The sequence below is a fragment of the Burkholderia sp. PvR073 genome (genome assembly GCF_054055695.1).
In genome coordinates this window covers 878975-898634 of the sequence record NZ_JBSRXO010000001.1, presented here as the reverse complement: position 1 = coordinate 898634, position 19660 = coordinate 878975, and the positions used below count along the sequence as shown (strand labels likewise).

The following is a 19660-nucleotide window of genomic DNA, read 5'->3' as shown; positions in this document are numbered from 1 at the left end:
AGGAGACACGTGATGGCCACTCTCGAGACCCTCGATCTTTCCGCAGGCTTTGCCGCCGATCTGGTGCAAGCCACCGAAGCCGATGCCGTCACCGGCTACCGCCGCTTCCACCTCGGCGCGTTCGCGTTCCAGCGCGACGAGTACTTCGTGAAAATCAGCTGGCCGGCGAAGGGCAGCACGCGCACGCATGCGATACCCGCGGACGCGTTTTTGCGCGCGATGATGCGTGACGTGGCGTGGGGCTTCTTCTACGGCTGGGTGAATTTCGATCACGTGTTCGGCACGCGCAATCACTACGGCAAGGTGGACGTCTATGCCGGCACGTTCAACGGAATCCTGAAGGAAGCCGGCGTCGACTACACCGAGACCTTCGAAACGCCGACGATCATGGCGACCTTCAAGGCGATGCTGCACGACTGGACCAACGAAGGCTTCGACCCATTCGCGGCGCCCGAGGAAACCGGCACGGCCTTCGGCCGCAAGCACGGTGAGAACGGCGCGGCGATCGAACGCACGCGCATCGCGACGCGCCGCATGCCGGGCCTCGAAGGCGACTCGCCGCTGCGCGACGAACTGCCGGTCAACCGCGCGTTCCGCGACGTCGGCCAGGACGAGCCGGAGGTGCATGTGAAGCCCGGCTTCGAAGGCGAGCTGCACGCGTTCAACCTGTTCAAGTACCTGTCGCGCTCGGACGTGACGTGGAATCCGTCGGTCACCTCCGTGTGCGGCCGCAGCCTGTTCTGCCCGACCACCGAGGAATTCATCCTGCCGGTGTTCCACGGCAACGACCGCGTCGAATGGTTCCTGCAACTGTCCGACGAAATCGTGTGGGACATCGGCGACAAGAACACCGGTGCGCCGCGCGCGCGCATCACGATGCGCGCCGGCGACATTTGTGCGATGCCTGCCGACATCCGGCACCAGGGCTACTCGACGAAGCGTTCGATGCTGCTGGTCTGGGAAAACGCGACGCCGGACCTTCCGCAGCGATACGAGAGCGGCGAGCTTGCGCCGTATCCGATCGCATTCTAAGCAGCGCATGCGCGCGCGATACCGAGGACGATTCATGCAAACCCAACTCTTCATCGACGGCCGCTTCGTTGACGCCGTCGAGCGCGGCACGATCGACGTGCTCAATCCGCACGACGGCTCGCTGATCACGACCATCGCCGCCGCCACCGCGGCGGACGTGGATCTGGCCGTCGCCGCCGCCACCCGCGCGTTCCCGAAGTGGTCGGCCATGCCGGCGGCCGAACGCGGCCGGCTGCTGCTGCGTCTCGCCGATGCGATCGAAGCCAACGCGGAGGAACTTGCACAGCTCGAATCGCTGGACACCGGCCACCCGATCCGCGATTCGCGCGCGCTCGACGTGCCGCGCACGGCAGGATGCTTCCGCTACTTCGGCGGGATGGCCGACAAGCTGCAGGGCTCGGTGATTCCGGTCGAAACCGGCTTCCTGAACTACGTGCAGCGCGCGCCGATCGGCGTCGTCGGCCAGATCGTGCCGTGGAATTTCCCGCTGATGTTCACGAGCTGGAAGATGGGCCCGGCGCTGGCCGCGGGCAACACGGTAGTGCTCAAGCCGTCGGAGATCACGCCGCTGTCGACACTGCGTATCGTCGAACTGATGGCCGAGGTCGGGTTCCCGGCCGGCGTCGTCAACATCGTCCCCGGTTACGGGCATACGGCGGGCCAGCGGCTCGCCGAACATCCCGGTGTCGGGAAGATCGCGTTCACCGGTTCGACGGCGACGGGCCGCCGGATCGTCGAGGCATCGCAGGGCAACCTGAAGCGCGTGCAGCTGGAGCTGGGCGGCAAGGGCGCGAACATCGTGTTCGACGATGCGAACCTCGACGCCGCCATCAACGGCGCCGCGTGGGCGATCTTCCACAACCAGGGGCAGGCGTGTATCGCGGGTTCGCGTCTCGTGCTGCACGAACGCATCGCCGACGCATTCCTCGAGCGCTTCGTGTCGCTGGCGTCGTCGATCCGTGTCGGCAATCCGCTGGATCCGGACACCGAGATGGGGCCGCTCACGTCGAAGCAGCACCTCGATCGCGTGCTGTCGTTCGTCGACGTCGCGCGCGAGCAGGGCGGCCGTGTGCTCACGGGCGGCAGCGTGCCGCAGGATGCGGCGCTCGCCAACGGCTACTACGTGCGCCCGACGGTCATCGAAGCGAAGAGCGCGGCGGATCGCGTCGCACAGGAGGAAGTGTTCGGCCCGTTCGTCACCGTGCTGCGCTTCGGCAGCGACGAGGAAGCACTGTCGATCGCCAACGCGACCGAATACGGGCTCGGCAGCGGCCTCTGGACCAACGATCTGTCTCGCGCGCACAGGATGGCGGCGCGCATCGACGCGGGCATGTGCTGGATCAACTGCTACAAGCGCGTCAATCCGGGCAGCCCGTTCGGCGGCGTCGGTCAGTCGGGCTACGGCCGCGAGATGGGTTTCGAGGCGATGCACGACTACACGGAAGCGCGCTCGGTGTGGGTCAACGTCGACGGCAACGTGCCGCCGCACTTCAAGCGCTGAGGCCGAGATGGAGCGCTTCGTCTATCAGGGAACGCCGTCGCGCGTCGTGTTCGAATGGGGCGCGCTCGAGCGGCTGCCCGACGAGTTGTCCGCGCTCGGCGCGCACCGCGCGCTGATTCTGTCGACGCCCGAGCAGCAGCCGCTCGCCGAACGGGTCAGCGCCGTGCTCGGCGAGCGGGCGGCCGGCGTATGCGCGCAGGCCGTGATGCACGTGCCGGTCGAGGTGGCCCGTGCCGCGCGCGAGAGGGCGGCCGAGCTGGGTGCGGACTGCTGCATCGCGATCGGCGGCGGCTCGACGATCGGGCTCGGCAAGGCGATTGCGCTCGAATCGTCCCTGCCGATCCTCGCCGTGCCGACGACCTACGCGGGCTCGGAGATGACGCCGATCTACGGGCTCACGGAAGGCCGGCTGAAGCGCACCGGGCGCGATGCGCGCGTGCTGCCGCGTACGGTGCTCTACGACCCGTCCCTGACGTTGTCGCTGCCGCCGGGGATTTCGGCGGCGTCCGGCGTCAACGCGATGGCGCATGCGGTCGAAGCGCTCTATGCGGAAGATGCGAACCCGGTGATCAGCCTGATGGCCGAGGAGTCGATTCGTGCGCTCGGCGAGGCGCTGCCGGCGATCGTGCGCGCGCCCGACGACCGCGAGATGCGCAGCCGCGCGTTGTACGGCGCATGGCTTGCCGGCACGTGTCTCGGCGCGGTCGGCATGGCGCTGCACCACAAGCTCTGTCATACGCTCGGCGGCACCTTCAACTTGCCGCACGCGCAGACACACGCGGCGATGTTGCCGCATACCGCCCACTACAACCATGCCGCGGCGCCCGACGCGCTGCGCCGGGTCGCGCGGGCGCTGGGCGGCACTGACGCGGCCGACGCCGGCCCGCTGTTGTTCCGGTTGAATCGGCAGCTCGGCCTGTCGGCGGCGCTTGCCGATATCGGGATGCCGGAAGCGGGCCTCGACGAAGCCGCCGACCTCGCCTGCCGGAACCCCTACGCGAACCCGCGGCCGATCGAGCGCGCGCCGATTCGCGAATTGCTTCAGCGTGCGTGGCAAGGGCACGCGCCGCAGTGAGCGGCCGGCCGCATCCAAGGAGACGAACGTGACGAATGAACATCATGACGGCGATACCCGGCTGACCGAGCAGGTCGTCGCCAGCTTCGACGGTACGCCGAACCCGCGCTTGCGCGTGCTGATGCAGAGCCTCGTGCGGCACCTGCATGCGTTTGTCCGCGAAACGGAGCTGACCGAGGCCGAGTGGATGACCGCGATCCGCTTCCTGACCGAAACCGGGCAGATGTGCGACGACGTCGTGCGCCAGGAATTCATCCTGTTGTCTGACACGCTGGGCGTGTCGATGCTGGTCGATGCGATCAACCACCGTTTCGCCACCGGCGCGACGGAAACGACCGTGTTCGGGCCGTTCTACATCGAGGGCATGCCCGAGCGTGCGTACGGCGAGAACATGGCGTTCACGCCCGGCACGCCGGTCGTCGTGCAGGGTCGCGTGCTCGGCACCGACGGTGCGCCGGTGCCGGGCGCCGTGCTCGACGTGTGGCAGACCGCGGACAACGGCATGTATTCCGGGCAGGACAAGGAACAGCCGCACGGCAATCTGCGCGGCCGCTACCGGACGGACGCCGAAGGCCGTTATGCGATCACGACGATTCTGCCGGTCAGCTATCCGATTCCGACCGACGGCCCGGTCGGCAAGATGCTCGATGCCACCGGACGCCATCCGTGGCGGCCCGCGCACCTGCACTTCATGATCGACGCGCCGGGCTGCCGCAAGCTCGTCACGCATCTGTTCGACGAGGAGGACGCGTATCTGAAGTCGGATGCCGTGTTCGGCGTGAAGCCGTCGCTGATGGTCGCCTATCGGCCGCGTGCGGCCGACGATGAACTTGCACGCCGGTTCGGGTTGAGCGGCGCGTACCGCGAAGCGACGTATGACTTCGTGCTCGACCGGAGCTGACCGACATGGCTCGATTTTTCGCGGTGTTTGCGACCGACCAGCCCGGGATGCGCGACGTGCGCGACCGCGTGCGCGCCACGCATCGGACCTACCTGCGTTCCGCCGCGCAGCACGGCGTCTATGTGCGGCTCGGCGGGCCGACGCTCGATCCGCAGGGCGATGCGATGAACGGCACGCTGCTCGTCATCGAGGCGGACGACATCGATGCGGTGATGCAGTTCGTCGGCAACGATCCGTACGTGAAGGAGGGGTTGTTCTCGCGGGTCGAGGTGCGTCCGTGGGACTGGAGCCTCGGCAATCCCGAGCGGAGAGTATGAGTCATGGGCGCCACGCAACTCTGTCGCTTCTCCGAGGTGCCCGACGGTGGGGCGCGGGTCGTCGACGAGGCGGGCATCGGGCGACCCGTCATCGTCGTGCGGCGCGGGGAGCAAGTGTGGGCGTACGTGAACCGTTGTCCGCATTTCTCGGTTCCGCTCGATTTCGTGCCGGGCAACGTTTCCTGTTACCGGTCGCAAGTCATGATGTGCGCGCATCACAGTGCGCTGTTCCGGTTCGACGATGGTGTGTGTATCGATGGACCGTGCTCCGGGGCCGGACTAGAAGCCGTGGCGGTCGAGGTGGATTCCGCGGCGTGGGTGGTCTGTCGGGGCGCTTGAGTCGGAATGTGGGATTGTCCAGCCGTGTTCGGGTGATCGGGCAATCGCATCGAGGTGGATGAAATCGGGAATGAGCGGGATTTCATCCATTCAATTCAATCAGTAAAGCTAAATACATAGTTATTTTTCCAACCCGGATAAAAGCAAAGCCGGGCTGGGGAAGTCGTTGTTTCACGAAACATCGGTCGAGTACCGCGAGACAGTGGGCGACCGTTCGCATTGACAGAAAAAAGACGGAGACGCAATGAAACTGAGGTTTGGAGCAGCCGCGATGCTTGTCATCGCGCAGGGCGCGTACGCGCAAAGTAGCGTGACCTTGTTTGGTCTGATTGACAGCGGCATCTCGTATGTCAGCAACGAGGGCGGCGGGAAGAACGTCAAGTTCGACGACGGTATCTTCACGCCGAACCTGTTCGGCTTGCGCGGCACGGAAGATCTCGGCGGCGGATATCGCGCGACGTTCGCGCTCGTGAACCAGTTCTCGATGGCGAACGGCAGCATCATCGGCACCGGGATTTTCGGCCGCAATGCGTACGTCGGGATCGAGAGCGACCGCTTCGGCAACGTCACGCTCGGGAACCAGTACGACTTCATGGTCGATTCCCTGTTTGCGAAGGGGAACGCGATTTCGATGGATATCAGCGGGCTGTACGGGTTCAGGAATGGCCCGTTCCAGCGTCTTGCGCTGCCCAACAATCCGACCGGCGCATTCGATTGGGATCGAACGGCGGGCAGCAAGCCGGTGGCGAATTCGGTCAAATACAGTTCGCCGACGATTGCCGGTTTCTCCGGTGGCGTGATGTATGCGTTCGGCGGCGTGGCCGGTTCCATCGGCGCGGACAACGCCGTGAGCGCCGGGTTGAACTACGAAGTCGGGGCGTTCGGTATCGGCGCGGCCTATACGAACGAGAAGTACGGTCCGGCGCCCGGTACACCGTCGACCAGTGTGCGCAACTGGGGCGTCGGGATGCACTATGACTTCGGCGCGGTGACCGCGAAGGCGTTGCTGACCACCGTCCACAATTCGTTCAACGACGCCGGTGTGTGGATGGCTGAAGCCGGTGGCATGTGGCGCATCAGGCCGGACGTTTTTCTCGGCGCGAAGTACATGTACATGAAGGGCAACGAAGCCGTGAACGACAACCACGCGCATCAGGTCAGCGTCGCGCTTCAATACCTGCTGTCGAAGCGGACGATGGTGTATGTGTCCGGGGACTATCAACGCGCGAACAGCGGCGCGAACGCGCAGATCAACGGCGTGCTCGACCCGAACGGCGCGTCGAGTTCAGCGACCCAGGCGGTGGCGCGGATCGGATTGCATACGATGTTTTGACGGAGGCGGCGGCGGCGGCGCGCGGGTCAGCCAGCGTCGGGGCGGAGTTTGCGTCAAGCTCCGCCCGGCGCGGGACTACCTCGCCGTCGCGGCGCTCTCTTTGGCTTTGTCTTGCTCTGCCGCCAGCGCCGCATCTGCGGCCTGTGCGCGCTGGATGGCCGGGCGTGCCAGGATGCGATCGATGTACGCGCGAATGCGCGGCGTCTCGGGTATCAGCTTGAACATCGTGATCCAGTTCAGCGCCGCGCCCCACAGCACATCGGCCGCCGTGAAGCGCTCGCCCAGCAGGTACGGCCCCTTTGCCAGTTGCGCCTCGAGCATGTTGATGACGGTATCGAAATCGCCGTAGGGCGACGTCGAGTAGGGTACGGGCGGACGATTCATCGACCGGTCGACGATGGCCGGCTCGAAGCACGAACCATAGAACGTCATCCAGCGCAGGTACGGTCCGCGCAGCGAGTCGCCCGGCGCTGGCGACAGGCCGGCTTCCGGATACAGTTCCGCCGCGTACAGGTGGACGGCGGGCTGCTCGGTGACGATCACGTCGCCGTGGCGCAGCGCGGGAACCTTGCCCAGCGGATTGATGGCGAGGTAAGCGGATTCGTGATGCTTGCCGGTCGATAGATCGAACGCGTGCAGTTCATAGTCGGCGCCCAATTCCTCCAGCAGCATGCGGACGCCCGCCGATCGGCTGCGCGGCGAATGGAACAGGGTCAGGTGACGGTCTTGCGGCATCGCGGGCTCCGGTGTGCGTTCGGGACAAGGTTTCCAATGTAGGTGGGTTGCATGCCGCCGTCTTGGAAAAATCCGCTGTGGCGGTGCATCATTACGCAATCCTTCCACCCGTTCGTCACCATGGCCGACCTGCGTAACGTGACCGACACGCCCAAGGGCGTCGTCGGCCCGAAAGCCTTCAACCAGCGCTTCCGCCTGAATCGCTACTACCCGTGTGCCGAACTGGCCGGGGTGCTCGATCACCACTGGATCGTCGAATGGGATCTGCGCGACCAGCCGCCGTACGTGCAGCGCACGCTGCCGTATCCGTGCGTGAATCTGGTGTTCGACCGGCGACGCACGGGGATCTTCGGTGTGGTGTCGGGGGCGTTCGAGACGACGCTGGCCGGGGCGGGGAGGGTGATCGGCGTGCGGTTTCGGCCCGGTGCGTTTCGCGCGTTCCTCGGCAAACCCGTGCATTTGCTGACCGACAAGGTGGTGCCGGTGTCGACGCTGCTCGACTGCGGCGATGCGGAAGCCGAAAACGCCGTGCTCCGCGCCGAGGATGATGCCGCGATGGTGGCGGCGGCCGAGGCGCTGCTGTTGCGCGTGCTGCCGCCGCCGGATCCGCAGGTCGAGCGCATTCATGCCATTTTGCAGATGCTGCAGCAGGACCTCGCGCTGACGCAGGTGCGTGATCTGGCCGAGCGTGCGGGGTTGAGCGAGCGCACGCTGCAGCAGCTCTTTTCCAGCCATGTGGGGGTGACGCCGAAGTGGGTGATCTGCCGATACCGCTTGCATGAGGCCGCCGACAAGCTCGCGGGCGGCGAGCCGGTCGATCTCGCGGAGCTGGCGCATGCGCTCGGGTATTTCGATCAGGCGCATTTCACGCGCGATTTCCGCAAGCTGGTGGGGAAGGCGCCGGCGGAGTATCGGCGGGAAGATCGGCAGCAGTGAGGTGGCGGTTGTGGCTTCGTGACGGGCAACCGCATGTCGTTGCCTGCCGCACGTCGCGCCGCTGCTCGCGAGTCGTGGATTGTTGTAGTCCGGGCAATACGATAGTGTGGCGAGATGGCCTGCCGCCGGGCTGCAATTGAACCTACGATGTGACGCGTAGGCGCTCAGTGAGATCGAACGGTTGGCGCGCTGCCCATCATTTCATCCTGCCGATCGCGTGGTCGGCCGGTCAGCCAGATAATCAGGAGTCTGTCGTGTTTTACCGGAAATCCATGTTGGGTCGTCGGAATGTCGTGTGCGTTGCCGCCGTGGCGATCATGCTGGCGCAAGTCGCGACGCGTGCAGAGGCCGCCAATGTCGGCGACACGGCGAGCGCTGCGCCCGCCGTGTCGCCCGACACGTCGCCCACTCGGCCGATTGTCGGCGACGATCCGGTTGCCATTCGGGACGCGCTCCAGAAGCAGCACATCAAAAGCGCGGCCCCGTCCCTGAGCGATCGCGTTCGCAGCCTGGTCCCCGGCGGGGCCGACCAGCATGGCCGGAACGCCGACTTGGCCGCGGTCAATCTGGATCGTGAGGTGACTTTCCTGGTGCCGGTGTCGTATGGGCTGCTGTATCAGTCGAAGAAGCATGTGTTGAAGGTGGACGTCGACCTGGTCGACAGCGACGGCGAAGGTCGGAAAGGCATCCTGCTCAAAAAGAGCATCACCGGGAAGCGCGGGCGAGGGCTCGCGATCGCAGCCGAGGCGAAGGCAAAAGGCTATATCCAGCAGATCGACATCATCGAGCTCGATACCGGAAAAGGCGGGAAGTCTACCGTTCGCGGGCGTGTGAACCTGTCGCCGGCCGCGTATGCGCAAACGCATGGCCAGTTCGCGTTCGCTATTTCCGGGCGACTGGTCCGGCCGTATCTGACGGAGCACGTCGAGCATGCGGAGCCGAGCAACGACGAGCCGACCGACATCACGACGAGGACTTCCAGGTTGTATCTGGATGTCGAATCCATCTCGCTGGTGAGTCCGGCGAGTGGGGTGGTGGTGTTGAAGAAGTTGAGTTTGTCGAAGTAGGGGGTATTGCGATCAAGTGCATTTCACGCGCGAGATCCGACGCCGTCTTGACTCGCCGCGGTGACTTGGAGCGCCGATTGACGCACCGCGGAGTCTAGGAAGACTGCGCGTCCCAACGATGGAGGAAGGCCAGTACGTCATCGCGTGATCGAAGAATCCGCTTGTCGGCCCCGTATTCCTCAAACAATTTCTGGTGGCCAACGTACGAACTCGATCCCTGACGACTTCGATACGACGAGGCCCAATCCAGCAACGCGGCGAATGACGCCGCGTCTCCTCCTCGACGAATACCGCGTTGACGAATATTCTCAACGCATTCCGCTTCTTCGAGGCACAACCAGATCAGCGCGGTGGAGTCATCGCGGATCTCATTGACGAGCGAACCGTAAATGCCTTCGATGACCCATCGATCAGCTTTCGCGGCATCTCGCAGTAATTGAAGGGCATCGTTGCGCTCCCGAGCAACGCTGTATCCGCCCGGAAGCCAATGAATCGAATCCAGGTCGACACAGGGCGCCGCCAAGCGATTCGCGATTCGTTCGGCGAGCCAGCTTTTTCCGGAGCCCGAATTTCCCACTATCAGCGTTCTGTGCAGATCCATACGGGGGCTCGTCTCGTGGGGTCTAACGGCTAATCTCTTGATCGTCATGTGCCGCAGTTCAATTGAGCGGCGACGGCTCGGAGCGCAAGTTCGCCAAGTCGGTTAATAGCATGATCGCAGATGCGCGTGTGCCGACGTACATTAACTCTGGTTACGGACCGCTCATGGTTCTTGTTACGCCCAAACTCTCTCTTGCGAATCAATGACTTGCGTGGCCGACCCGACGAACTCAAATCTCACGTATGTTTGCGTATCCACCGTCAACATCCGGACGCGTGCTTTTGCAACAGTTTGAGTGACGTACGCTAGGGACTGCATGAGTAGGGGGCTGCGACATTGGCTGTCAAGGAATATTCGATTTGGAAATCGCCGCAACCAATTCATCGCACCGTAAAGCTGTCTCACCGACCCGAGGACAGCTCGCTTGTACCGGCGCGGCCATGCCACCTTTAATCGTGATTTTCCTGGAAAGCGACATGGTTGTCGGAAAAGATGATGATATTGTCGCCGAAAACAACGAGTACATCAGCGAGCTCCTTGGCGCTTGCTCTTCCGTCGCGAACATCTTCGTCAGTATGAAGATTTGCGTGAGACCAGAGACTGGGAAATGACTTGCGACATAACCGCACGAGCAGACGCTCGGAGTCGTTGACCCCCTCTGTCGTAGAGGGGTCGAACACGACCTTGTACCCGCTGTCCGTGTCACCATATCCGCTATCCTCTATCGTCCAGGTCTCAGCATCGCCAACGGCTGCCCTAGTAGGTGCAGTCGATAACCAACGCGCTCAGCAGCGCGGCGTCCGACGACGCATTCGCGCATGCGACGGAAATAGCCTTGCGACACGCATCAGTAGTGCCTTCTGGAATCAATCGCTGCGTGCTGCTCTTTCGCCGGTCATCCTCGCGCCACCTGTCGCACATAAACCACATGACTAGATATATTCCGAACCGGGCGCCTACCGCAGCCATGTAATTGTCGCGTAACTGAGAGGCGGGGGCTGTGAGGAGGTCGTTATTCCAACAGCCCTTTACCTCAATTACCAATCGTAACGTATGGTCGCCAGGCTCGTGATTCGGGGCTCTTGAGACCTCAACGAGGATGTCGGTTCGTTCGCCCACACCAGCCGGATTATGCGACCTTACTTGTACTTCTCGATTCACCACCGCGCCTCGATGCGATAGCCGGTCCCGCAACTCGATAGCTAGCCAATCGCAGAGCCGTGGCTCATGCTTTGGACGTTTTGAGGATTCGTCCCACAGGAAGTAAACGGCTGGTTGTGCCGCGACCGAACAAATTTTTTTGCGATGGAACCCAGCTCATCGATAACGACGGCATGAAGTTCTGCATCTGTCCGAACAACTCTCCCACTGGCCAAACCCAGTGCAGCGAATGTCTCGTGGAGGTCGAATGGGGTCCATGCATCGCGCGCAGCCTTCTGCTCTGCGTCATGTACTAGTGTTGCAATCCACGAAATATCTGAATGTCGAGTTGCGATTCTTTCAAGCGCCGCTATGCTTGCTGTATCGGCGCGCTCACGGAGCGCATAAAGGCAGCAACCTCTAAACGCCTGTACGTGATGTCGCCGCGTCACATATCCACTGAGCGAATCGTCCGCCGACGTGGGGTAATGCTTCTCTAGGATTTCAAATATGCTCTCGGTCACCGAAGCATCGACGAGCAAAAGAGGAACGGTCTGGCTGGACCCAATTACTTGAAATTCCGCTGCGAGCTCGGCTATTACTCTGGCGTCGGAGCTAATCCTGGACCAAGCGGCATCGACGAAGCGTTTGGGTGCGCGCTTAGCAAGTAGGACTAGGTACTTGGCCGCAATCTGTGACGATAGGTCATCTACGTTCGCCAGCTTGTCAACCAACGTGTCAATCGCGGCCTGACTTCCATGTTCCGTAAGGTACTCACAAAGCACAAGGAAGCTCCGGTCGTCCTGTAGCGTCGGCAACACGGCCTCGAGCTCACTAAGCAAGGCGGCTGTCGCGACTTCGTGGGCGAATGCCGGCATACGTGGAAAGTCGGACGTCAAGTACTGTTTGCACACGCTCAGCAACTCATGCGTCACCGAGTCAGGTTCCTTGCCAAGAGCCACATGTAGGAGTTCATTGATTACCTTGCGTGGCTGCCCGTCGAGATGGTAACGCGCCAATCCCCGAGCCCATTTGACAACTAAACTTGGAAAATCTGTTGTGCTCCCCTGACCGACTGAATGCAAAAAGACCAAGGCAGCGATGCCGCCGTCCTCGTATGCATTTCCTTGATTCGGGGCGAGGTCCGTTGTCACCGGGCCCGTGTCTCGCAGGTATCCAAACGCAACACCAGCGAGCCTTAAGCGAATTGTTATATCGAGCGTCGCCCATAGAGGCAACGTCGTGACTTCTTTGGCAGGCCATTGGTAGCCGCCAAAGTTGTCGTTGTATCGGAGATACGACAGAATGTTCATCCACTCCCATGTATCACCGGCTTCGCCCCGCTCAAGTGCTGCTAGAAGCAGGTCTACCGACCGCACCTTCTCAGCAGGCTCTGGCTGCTTTTCGTCACGTTGTTGCATTTGAGCCAGGGTTTTCCTGAGAGAGTCGGCTCTTTGCGAATCTAGGGCGATTGGGCTCACGTAGTCGTGAGCGACTTCTTCGAGCAGTGGGTCGACCAGTGCGGCATTTGGGCCAGCAGTGTTCAGGAGCCATTCGCGGACAGTGCCATCTGTTTCGAAGACGTAGCCAAGCATAATGTTGGCAATCACACGCTTTCCTGCTTCAGTGCAGGAAGGGGACTCGTATATTCGTATCAGATGCGCACCATCTGCATCGGTTAGTAGACCGGTCCCGAAACGCAATGTCACGGCGACAAAGGAGGGTTCTCCCTCGGCCACCTGTAGCATCGATTCGAAGATTTGCAGGCGGCGTTCGCTGTGGCTGTCGAGTTCTAGTGCCACGTCGAAGCCACGGTGCTCGCGCGATGCAGAGAGCCGGTGATGTTGGGAAAGCGCCAGCCATGCAGCTTTCCCAAATCCCGACCAGCCGCAGTCGAACTGAACTACGGCGAGTGCGGTCTTGCTGAACATGTGAAAGACAAAATCCTCCCACGAGTGGTTCAGGCGTTCCTTGCAAACCTGCGACGCCAACCACTGAACCATGGCCGCGATGTCCGATTGTGCGAGTTCGGTATTTTCGATTCGACGCAGCGCATGAGCGTATGCGCCGGAGTAGTTTGACCTTTTTTCCTCATCGATGTGGGCTATCAGCGACCCTATAGGCGCTCCAGTATCAAGCGCACAGTGAAGAGTGATGCCTTTTAGTTCATCTTCGGTGTCTTCGAGATGCACGCCGTCAATTAGCGGATAAAGCGCATGCCCTTGCTCAGAACTTCCTGCGTCCCGTATCGCATTGGCCGCACTTTGCCGAACTTCGTAGTTGTCGGACTTATCCAGTGCGATGGAGATGAGTTCGGGGATTTCGCCGACTAGGCCAGTTGCAGATGCCACGTCTGCGACAAACTGTCTAACCGCGCTAGCTTGATTCCGGTCGGAGACTATCGACCGAACCTTGCTACAAAGCGACGAGTGAGCGAGCTTGTCATATGACCGTATGAGAGTACGTTCGTATATGGGGAATTTTTGTCGGGCAACAAGTCTCGTCAGCTCGTCGAAGGTCGCAGCCACATCCGCCTCATCGACCAGAGACGCGCTGCTGCTAAATACGAAGGTTGGGTCTACTCGTAGCAAAACCGCCAAGAGACGAGGATTACCATGTCCCATCCACGCGGCCAGTTCTCGCAACTGCGGAATCAACCGTCCGGAACCATCAGGCAAGTACAGTAGGTCCGCTGACTTGTCTGTCGGAAGGCTGAGGGACGAAATGAAGTGTGCGGCCAGAAATTCGGCATAGGTCCGATGAGCGAAGGTGAACAGTCCATCACCCTTCGTGATAAATATTCCGGACTGCAATACTTCCAGGCATTGCTCCCTATCGATTTGCCATTCGATACCAAAATCGACAAGAGGGAGGTTCACCAGTTGCTCAACGTCTAGTCTCGCTGTTGCTGATTCATCGGAGCCGGTGCCGTCCAACTCGAAATCTGTTTTATTTGTCAGTAAGGCGGATGCAGCCAACAGTCCAGCCAATCGAAGTCTCTGTTGCGGAGTGGGGAGCGTGAGATTTCGGTCGTCGAGCCGGCGTCTGCTTTCTCTAAGCAGAGCGATGCAGCCTTTCTCGTAGAGGTCCCATCTACTGGTGGAAAAAGTCGCCTCCTCCTTAAATTGAGACATCAGAAATTGGAGGCCAAGTGGTTGGAGTGACAGGCTATGCGCACCCGCACCATCCAACGCGGAAAAAAAATCCGTATCGTCGATTTGTTGCTCGTCCAATCGTCGGCGAACCTGCTCACGAGAATGAGGTGCTATCTCGTAAACGCAGACATCTCTTTCGCCGCGCCAGTGGCCGCGCAACATGTCCTCGAGAGAGGCCGGCCAAGCAGGCGTGCGGCAGGCCACTACGACTTGAAGGTCGGTTGGCGACACATCAAGCAGTACGTCCTCAAGTACAGTTTCGGCCCGTTTGATGTTGACGCGGCACTCATCTAGGGCATCGAGAAAAAGTACCGTAGCTACGTGCTCGTGCGCGCATTCTTTCAGCAAGCGCCGCAATGCGGCGTCGAGTACCCCTGCATCCGCATATCTTCCCAGGTCCAAGAATCGTATCGCGCAAACGCCAGTCTCCTCGACCCGTTTCTTGAATGATTCCAGTTCATGCGACTTGCCGGAGCCAGGCTCACCGAGCAAGACTGTGACCCGTGATGCATCTGAGAACTCACCCGTCGTTCTTATATCGGGGTTATAGAGTTCGCGCCATCGGGCTGCAAATACGGTGTACCCGTGTTCGTCTACCTGTACGTGCGTACCGCGCGGCACCCAGTATCGTCCCTGGTTAGACGAATCATTATCCGTGACCATGCCGTTGCCCGAAAGATATGCAGTTAAACCGCGATGCGAGAGTGAATCAGGCGGACTTACTTGCTCCGTACTGTGCAAACGCCCGTATCTTAACGAATGGCTCGCGACGTTAGTGTCCCCAGCCAAGGTCCCTAATTACGAAGCCGGTCGCATGCAAAGCAAGCGCGGCGTCTTCATTGGACACCTCTCGCAAGGCAAGACGTTCACGTTCATTGTCCTTTCCGCGAGGGTGCAGAAGATTGACCGTCTCGAGCGCAGCACGGATAAGCCGTCGTTCGCTTTCCCCGAAATGTTTGCCGATTGCCGTGAGACATGGTCCAAGGTCTTTGTAAAGAGACTTCTCGTCTCCGGTCAATTCGCGTAACCAACGCCCGCCGAGCACCGCGCAGAGGTTCCTGCACTGGTCGACAACTGATGTAGGGGAGTCACGATACGCGACCTGCATCACTCGATTGTAGGCCTCGGTTACAGCCACTAGGCTGTCCTCTGGGATTCTGGTCGCGTCGAGAGACGGCAGAATAGCAAATGCAGATTCCGCTCGAAGGGTGACCAATACATCCTGATTGACCGTCTGTTCGGTCTGCAGGATTCGCCAGAGCGAGTATGCCCCAGCATGGCCTATTGCCAACTGCAGACTTTCCCCTCGCTCGGAGCGAGCCAGAAGTTCCGTGCAGTGAATAAAGAGATTCATTTCCTTCGTTACCCGACCATCACTCCGGCCACGACCAAAGTCTGAGGAGACGAATGGATGTGCGTCAACAAGAACGGACGTGCGATTGTGGTTGAGCAATGACTGAAAGAGTCGACCGCGACGTATTCTCGAAACCGGGTCGAACGAATCCTCTCTGAACAACCAACGGAAGGGGTCACTATCCATCCCGCGAGGTAAGTTCTCCAAGTCGGCCGGGGACGCGATAAGCTGGCATTGCGACACAATCGGCGCCGGCACAGCGAGATGGCTGGGATTGTCTCTGCCTTCGTAGATTAAGCCGTTCTGGCACTCGATTCCCAAACGTGACATAGTCGTCGATGTATTGTTGGATACCTGACTATAGCGCATAGCCGCGCCGAACCTGTCCCGCTCTCGGCGCCTAACATTGGCGTCTATGCGGAGTTCAAGAGGGGCGACCGCGCACTAGTTTCAGTGGGAGACTATGCCCAGTGTTTCAGGAGGCTGCTCCCGCGCTGTTGCTTATTGCACGAAGCTGTAGTCAGGGGCAGTAGCAAACCGCCGTCGTTGCTCTGGCGTGGCGGAAACCGTGTGTGGCATAGTGCAATATTATTTATGGACGGGTGAGACTATGGCTACCCTTGAGAGCATACAGACACGAATCGCAAAGCTGCAAGCCCAGGCCGAAGCACTGGTCGCAAAGAAGTCGACCGAAGTGTTGGAAAGAATCCGTGGGCTGATGGAGAAGCATGGAATTACGACGGCCGACATCGAAGCGCATGTTGGCGGAAAACAGAGTGGCCGGAGAACCGGCATCAAAGCTGCTGCAAAGCCAACCACTTCGGCAGCGAAATACCGCGACCCCAAGACCGGGGCGACGTGGACCGGTCACGGTCGCGCGCCGGGATGGATTGCGAATGCCAAGGACCGGAGTAAGTTTTTGATTGGTGGCGTGTCGCCCAAGGTGGCCTCCGCCGCCAAGAAGTCTGCAATGGACGGCAGCCCCTTGCAGGGCTCGCTGCCGCCTCTATACCGTGACCCGAAAACTGGAGGAACGTGGAGTGGCCGAGGCCGCGCACCAGCTTGGCTTGCGGGCGCCAAGGACCGCTCCAACTTCCTGATTGCAAAGGCAGATGTAATTGCCGCAGAGCCGAAGGCAAAAGCGGCAAAAGAGAGAGCAGCCGCTGAAAAGGTCTCCGGCAAGAAGGTGGCTACCAAGAAAGTAGCGGCAAAGAAAAGCCCCCCGGTCGTCAAGAAGGCGACGGCGAAGAAGCCCGTGGCAAAGAAAGCTAGGGCTAGGAAAGTAGCGGCTAAGAACGCGGTGGGCACGGTCGAGCCGGTGCAGGCAGCCGTGGCGACGACCATCCCCACCACTGCATAACCGTCGGTCCACGCTGCGCCCGATATCGGCGATTCGAGCAGCATCACTGCCGATGCTGCTCGAAATTGACTGCAACTACTAGCTCAACGCTGGCGACCTTTTCACCCAATAGTCTAGGCTAGACTCGGAGAAGTAATCGGTGGAGCCGCATTTTCCCAGCGCTGCAACTTGGGAAGGTGACCCGAGAATTTCTTGGCCCATACGTGATTTGGCCGTCACGTACACACTCGTTTTTGGAGGCTCATATGTTCTCATTCAGCATGTTCAAGAGCATGGACAAGATGGCCTTCGTTCTGCTGATTCCGCTCTGTACAGTTGCACTAATGATTGACCATCCGCTGACTGGTTTTCACCAACCGTATTCCACACTGAATTGGCTCAGCTGGCTCTTCTCAATGTTCGTATCGGCCGTCGCACTGGTCCTTGTGGTCGACTACGTTGTCGTTTACATCGATACGTACACGTTTGAAGATTGCGTTCTGCCTTTCGCAGGTTTGCTATTTTTGGCGTTCTCGCTGTACGGCGTTTCAAACTTCTATCGTCAGCTGCCGCCGTCTCCGTTCGGCCCTGCTTGGCATCTTGCGGCGGGCTGTTACGGATTTACGCTCTTTAGGCGAAATGTTCCACGGGGAGTCTCGCGCGAGGACGCGCGCACTTCCTAATTCCGAGCCCTCCACTTTCGACGGCTGCCGTGCGCCTTCCTCGAACCCTATTCAAGTACCGAGCTTTCAGTACTAATACCCTACGCATGCTGAGCGAGGCTGAGCTGTATTTCGCGAAGCCCTCAACATTCAATGACCCTTTTGATTGCAATCCCACGGTCCGGTCAGATGTTGCGCCAAGAGAAGTTGAGCGCCTTTGGAAGCACCTCGCGTCTACACGGATGACTAAGGCCAAAGCTGCAGCAGACCTTGGCAACCATCGTTACTTCGCAACTGAATACGGCGGTCGCTTCGATGACGGTGGCCAGGGGGCAGGCATTTACGTGGCGCGCTTGTGTTGTGATATCGAGACGTACGTGAAGGAGGGCTTCGGCAAGCGCGGCGTGCTTTCGTTGGCCGCCAAGTGGGATTGCCCCCTAATGTGGAGTCACTATGCAGACGAGCATAAGGGCATTTGCATCGGCTACTCGACCGAGGACCACCGGTGTGATGTACTCAAACCAGTCAACTACGACTCGACTCGCTACCTGAAAGTCAGCGACCTTATCAATTGGTTCATCGGCGACTCTGCTGACGCAGAGCAGACAATTTTCGACCAGTATTTCTTCGCGAAGGCGCGCGAATGGAAGTATGAGAAGGAGTGGCGAGCTGTCACGGAGATAAGCGGTGCAGATGACCGGCCATTCCGCCTAAGTTCCGTGCACTTCGGTCTACGCTGTGACCCGGCCGTTATTACGACGGTGGTGAAGCTTCTCGCGGGTCAGCATGACATCGCGTTCCATCGCATGGATTCACGCGATAACGGTTTCAAGCTAAGAAGGTACGAGCTCGACCCTGCCGAGATTGAGGTGTTCGGTGTGAGCGAGTCGGCCCATTTCGCGTTCGACGAGTTCGAGTTCGATTCGCGCGAAGCGACTGGAAAAATTTCGGGCTCTGTTCGGAAGAAGTAGAACGCCGCCGCAAGCTACGGCTTTGGCTTGCCAATATCCGACTCAACGAGCTCTAGTGTCTCGCTTGGCGCTGTGGTCCGATTCATCGAAGTTCGGCTGTTTTCAGTGTCTGCGTCAGGGAATCGGGCCCAACTATCGTCAGGACCGGTTCCCGGTCCTGACGAATCCGCCCTCGAACGAGATTCCGGGGCTGTAGCTCGTTTACTCCCTATGCGGTTTCTGCTCCCATGTCCGCGGCGGCATTAGCTGCCGATATGGTCAGTGATTGGCTGAAGGGTGCAGTCAGCCCAAGATTTCGTACCCGTTATCTGGAAACGGCTGATGCCCAACGCATCAAGAACCAGGATATCGCCCCGACGAACGGATGTCCCGCATGCCAGCAGCCCTGATTCTTCGACACCCGTTCCACGAAGACGCGCGAATTCTGATTGAACCGTTCGTGCTGTCGACGTTGATGGGCTTTCGGCAAACGGACCCTACAGCGCCAGAGTCCGGTGGCATCTTGCTGGGCTATCGACGGGGCTTGCATCTTCACGTGTCGATGGTGACGACTCCACAACCAGGTGAAACCCACACCGTTACGGTTTTCGACGACAGGCACATGGGCATCAGAAAATAGCCCTTGACCTCTGGAAAGCCGAGCGCGAGACAATGGACTACCTCGGTGAGTGGTATACCCATCCGGAAGCTGTCCCTGCACCGTCGTCAATCGACACCGGGGAATGGCGAAAGATTTGCGCGAAAAAAAGCGAGTCCATGATGTTTCTGATTCTAGGTACTCGCAACGTGCTGTGGGTCGGGGCGGGCCGACGTGGCGAACTGCTTGGGGAAACTGCCGACGTGCCTAGCGAAGGTAGAACAGAATAGCAGACGAATGTTCACCGCAATGGTGAAGCCGCAGGATGCCACCTCAAGGTGGAACATGGACGGCCGGAGAGCGTTCGGGTCATGTGATGGCATGCGCCCTCGTCCATCGCTGCCTAAGCGTCTAAACGGCATCATCTATCGCGCGCCCATGCTTCAAATCTTCCTCCATGGGCGCAGCTGCTGAAGACATAGGCTCGGTCGGCGTCGCTCGCCGCACGGCTCGCGTGGAGTCCTAGTGGCTCGACGGCGGCTTCCGGGGGCTGATGCGTCGTGAAGGCGAAATCTGGGATGCCGTGCGCAAACGAAGGGCGCTAGAAAATGCTCCATCGCCCCGT

At 60.4% G+C, this 19660-nt stretch carries 19 protein-coding genes; 15 read left to right on the top strand and 4 right to left on the bottom strand.

What is annotated here, in order from left to right; all coding sequences use genetic code 11:
- The first annotated feature begins 12 nt into the window (after positions 1-12).
- The 7 genes from ACVK00_RS03980 to ACVK00_RS03950 all read left to right on the top strand — a co-directional run bounded on the left by ACVK00_RS03980 (position 13) and on the right by ACVK00_RS03950 (position 6498).
- Positions 13-1032, top strand: coding sequence for a hypothetical protein (locus ACVK00_RS03980; protein WP_011660141.1), 1020 nt, complete (start codon positions 13-15; stop codon positions 1030-1032).
- A gap of 34 nt (positions 1033-1066) precedes the next feature.
- Entirely contained in the window at positions 1067-2533 is a 1467-nt protein-coding gene (locus ACVK00_RS03975) for an aldehyde dehydrogenase family protein (RefSeq protein WP_006752305.1), read from the top strand.
- Positions 2534-2540: 7 nt separating this feature from the next.
- Positions 2541-3608: a maleylacetate reductase gene (locus tag ACVK00_RS03970; RefSeq protein WP_228908896.1), complete on the top strand. Its 1068-nt coding sequence runs from the start codon at positions 2541-2543 to the stop codon at positions 3606-3608.
- A 28-nt stretch (positions 3609-3636) separates the two neighbouring features.
- Entirely contained in the window at positions 3637-4509 is an 873-nt protein-coding gene (locus ACVK00_RS03965; protein WP_284898172.1) for an intradiol ring-cleavage dioxygenase, read from the top strand.
- Positions 4510-4514: 5 nt separating this feature from the next.
- The gene (locus ACVK00_RS03960) at positions 4515-4826 is read left to right on the top strand and encodes a YciI family protein (protein WP_012365279.1); all 312 of its coding nucleotides are present in this window, start codon (positions 4515-4517) and stop codon (positions 4824-4826) included.
- A 3-nt stretch (positions 4827-4829) separates the two neighbouring features.
- On the top strand, positions 4830-5165 hold the full coding sequence (locus ACVK00_RS03955; protein WP_284898176.1) for a Rieske (2Fe-2S) protein: 336 nt from the start codon (positions 4830-4832) through the stop codon (positions 5163-5165).
- Between the two features lie 244 nt (positions 5166-5409).
- The gene (locus ACVK00_RS03950; RefSeq protein WP_284898177.1) at positions 5410-6498 is read left to right on the top strand and encodes a porin; all 1089 of its coding nucleotides are present in this window, start codon (positions 5410-5412) and stop codon (positions 6496-6498) included.
- Positions 6499-6573: 75 nt separating this feature from the next.
- On the opposite strand, the gene ACVK00_RS03945 is transcribed toward ACVK00_RS03950, so the two are convergent.
- Positions 6574-7233 (bottom strand): glutathione S-transferase family protein, encoded by a 660-nt coding sequence (locus ACVK00_RS03945; RefSeq protein ID WP_284898180.1) that lies wholly within the window; start codon positions 7231-7233, stop codon positions 6574-6576.
- Between the two features lie 120 nt (positions 7234-7353).
- Here ACVK00_RS03945 and ACVK00_RS03940 point away from each other — a divergent pair, with 120 nt between their 5' ends.
- Entirely contained in the window at positions 7354-8169 is an 816-nt protein-coding gene (locus ACVK00_RS03940; RefSeq protein WP_284898318.1) for an AraC family transcriptional regulator, read from the top strand.
- 254 nt (positions 8170-8423) lie between these two features.
- Positions 8424-9236 carry a hypothetical protein gene (locus tag ACVK00_RS03935; RefSeq protein ID WP_284898182.1) on the top strand — a complete coding sequence of 271 codons (813 nt, stop codon included), beginning with the start codon at positions 8424-8426 and terminating at the stop codon, positions 9234-9236.
- A gap of 94 nt (positions 9237-9330) precedes the next feature.
- On the opposite strand, the gene ACVK00_RS03930 is transcribed toward ACVK00_RS03935, so the two are convergent.
- Positions 9331-9837, bottom strand: a complete 507-nt coding sequence (locus ACVK00_RS03930) for a P-loop NTPase family protein (protein ID WP_284898184.1) — start codon at positions 9835-9837, stop codon at positions 9331-9333.
- A 359-nt stretch (positions 9838-10196) separates the two neighbouring features.
- On the opposite strand from ACVK00_RS03930, the gene ACVK00_RS03925 reads away from it, so the two are divergent.
- Positions 10197-10448, top strand: a complete 252-nt coding sequence (locus ACVK00_RS03925) for a hypothetical protein (RefSeq protein ID WP_284898185.1) — start codon at positions 10197-10199, stop codon at positions 10446-10448.
- Between the two features lie 591 nt (positions 10449-11039).
- On the opposite strand, the gene ACVK00_RS03920 is transcribed toward ACVK00_RS03925, so the two are convergent.
- Together ACVK00_RS03920 and ACVK00_RS03915 are read right to left on the bottom strand one after the other, a co-directional pair.
- Complete coding sequence (locus ACVK00_RS03920; RefSeq protein WP_284898187.1) at positions 11040-14480, bottom strand: NACHT domain-containing protein; 3441 nt, start codon at positions 14478-14480, stop codon at positions 11040-11042.
- A gap of 424 nt (positions 14481-14904) precedes the next feature.
- The gene (locus ACVK00_RS03915) at positions 14905-15486 is read right to left on the bottom strand and encodes a hypothetical protein (RefSeq protein WP_284898190.1); all 582 of its coding nucleotides are present in this window, start codon (positions 15484-15486) and stop codon (positions 14905-14907) included.
- A gap of 610 nt (positions 15487-16096) precedes the next feature.
- On the opposite strand from ACVK00_RS03915, the gene ACVK00_RS03910 reads away from it, so the two are divergent.
- From ACVK00_RS03910 to ACVK00_RS03890, 5 genes are all read left to right on the top strand, one after another.
- Positions 16097-16846: an H-NS family nucleoid-associated regulatory protein gene (locus ACVK00_RS03910; protein ID WP_284898193.1), complete on the top strand. Its 750-nt coding sequence runs from the start codon at positions 16097-16099 to the stop codon at positions 16844-16846.
- A gap of 245 nt (positions 16847-17091) precedes the next feature.
- The gene (locus ACVK00_RS03905; RefSeq protein WP_284898195.1) at positions 17092-17508 is read left to right on the top strand and encodes a hypothetical protein; all 417 of its coding nucleotides are present in this window, start codon (positions 17092-17094) and stop codon (positions 17506-17508) included.
- A 221-nt stretch (positions 17509-17729) separates the two neighbouring features.
- Positions 17730-18458 carry a DUF2971 domain-containing protein gene (locus ACVK00_RS03900; protein WP_284898197.1) on the top strand — a complete coding sequence of 243 codons (729 nt, stop codon included), beginning with the start codon at positions 17730-17732 and terminating at the stop codon, positions 18456-18458.
- A gap of 373 nt (positions 18459-18831) precedes the next feature.
- Positions 18832-19077 (top strand): hypothetical protein, encoded by a 246-nt coding sequence (locus tag ACVK00_RS03895; protein ID WP_284898200.1) that lies wholly within the window; start codon positions 18832-18834, stop codon positions 19075-19077.
- A 32-nt stretch (positions 19078-19109) separates the two neighbouring features.
- Positions 19110-19325, top strand: a complete 216-nt coding sequence (locus ACVK00_RS03890; protein WP_350227447.1) for an MPN domain-containing protein — start codon at positions 19110-19112, stop codon at positions 19323-19325.
- Positions 19326-19660: the final 335 nt, after the last annotated feature.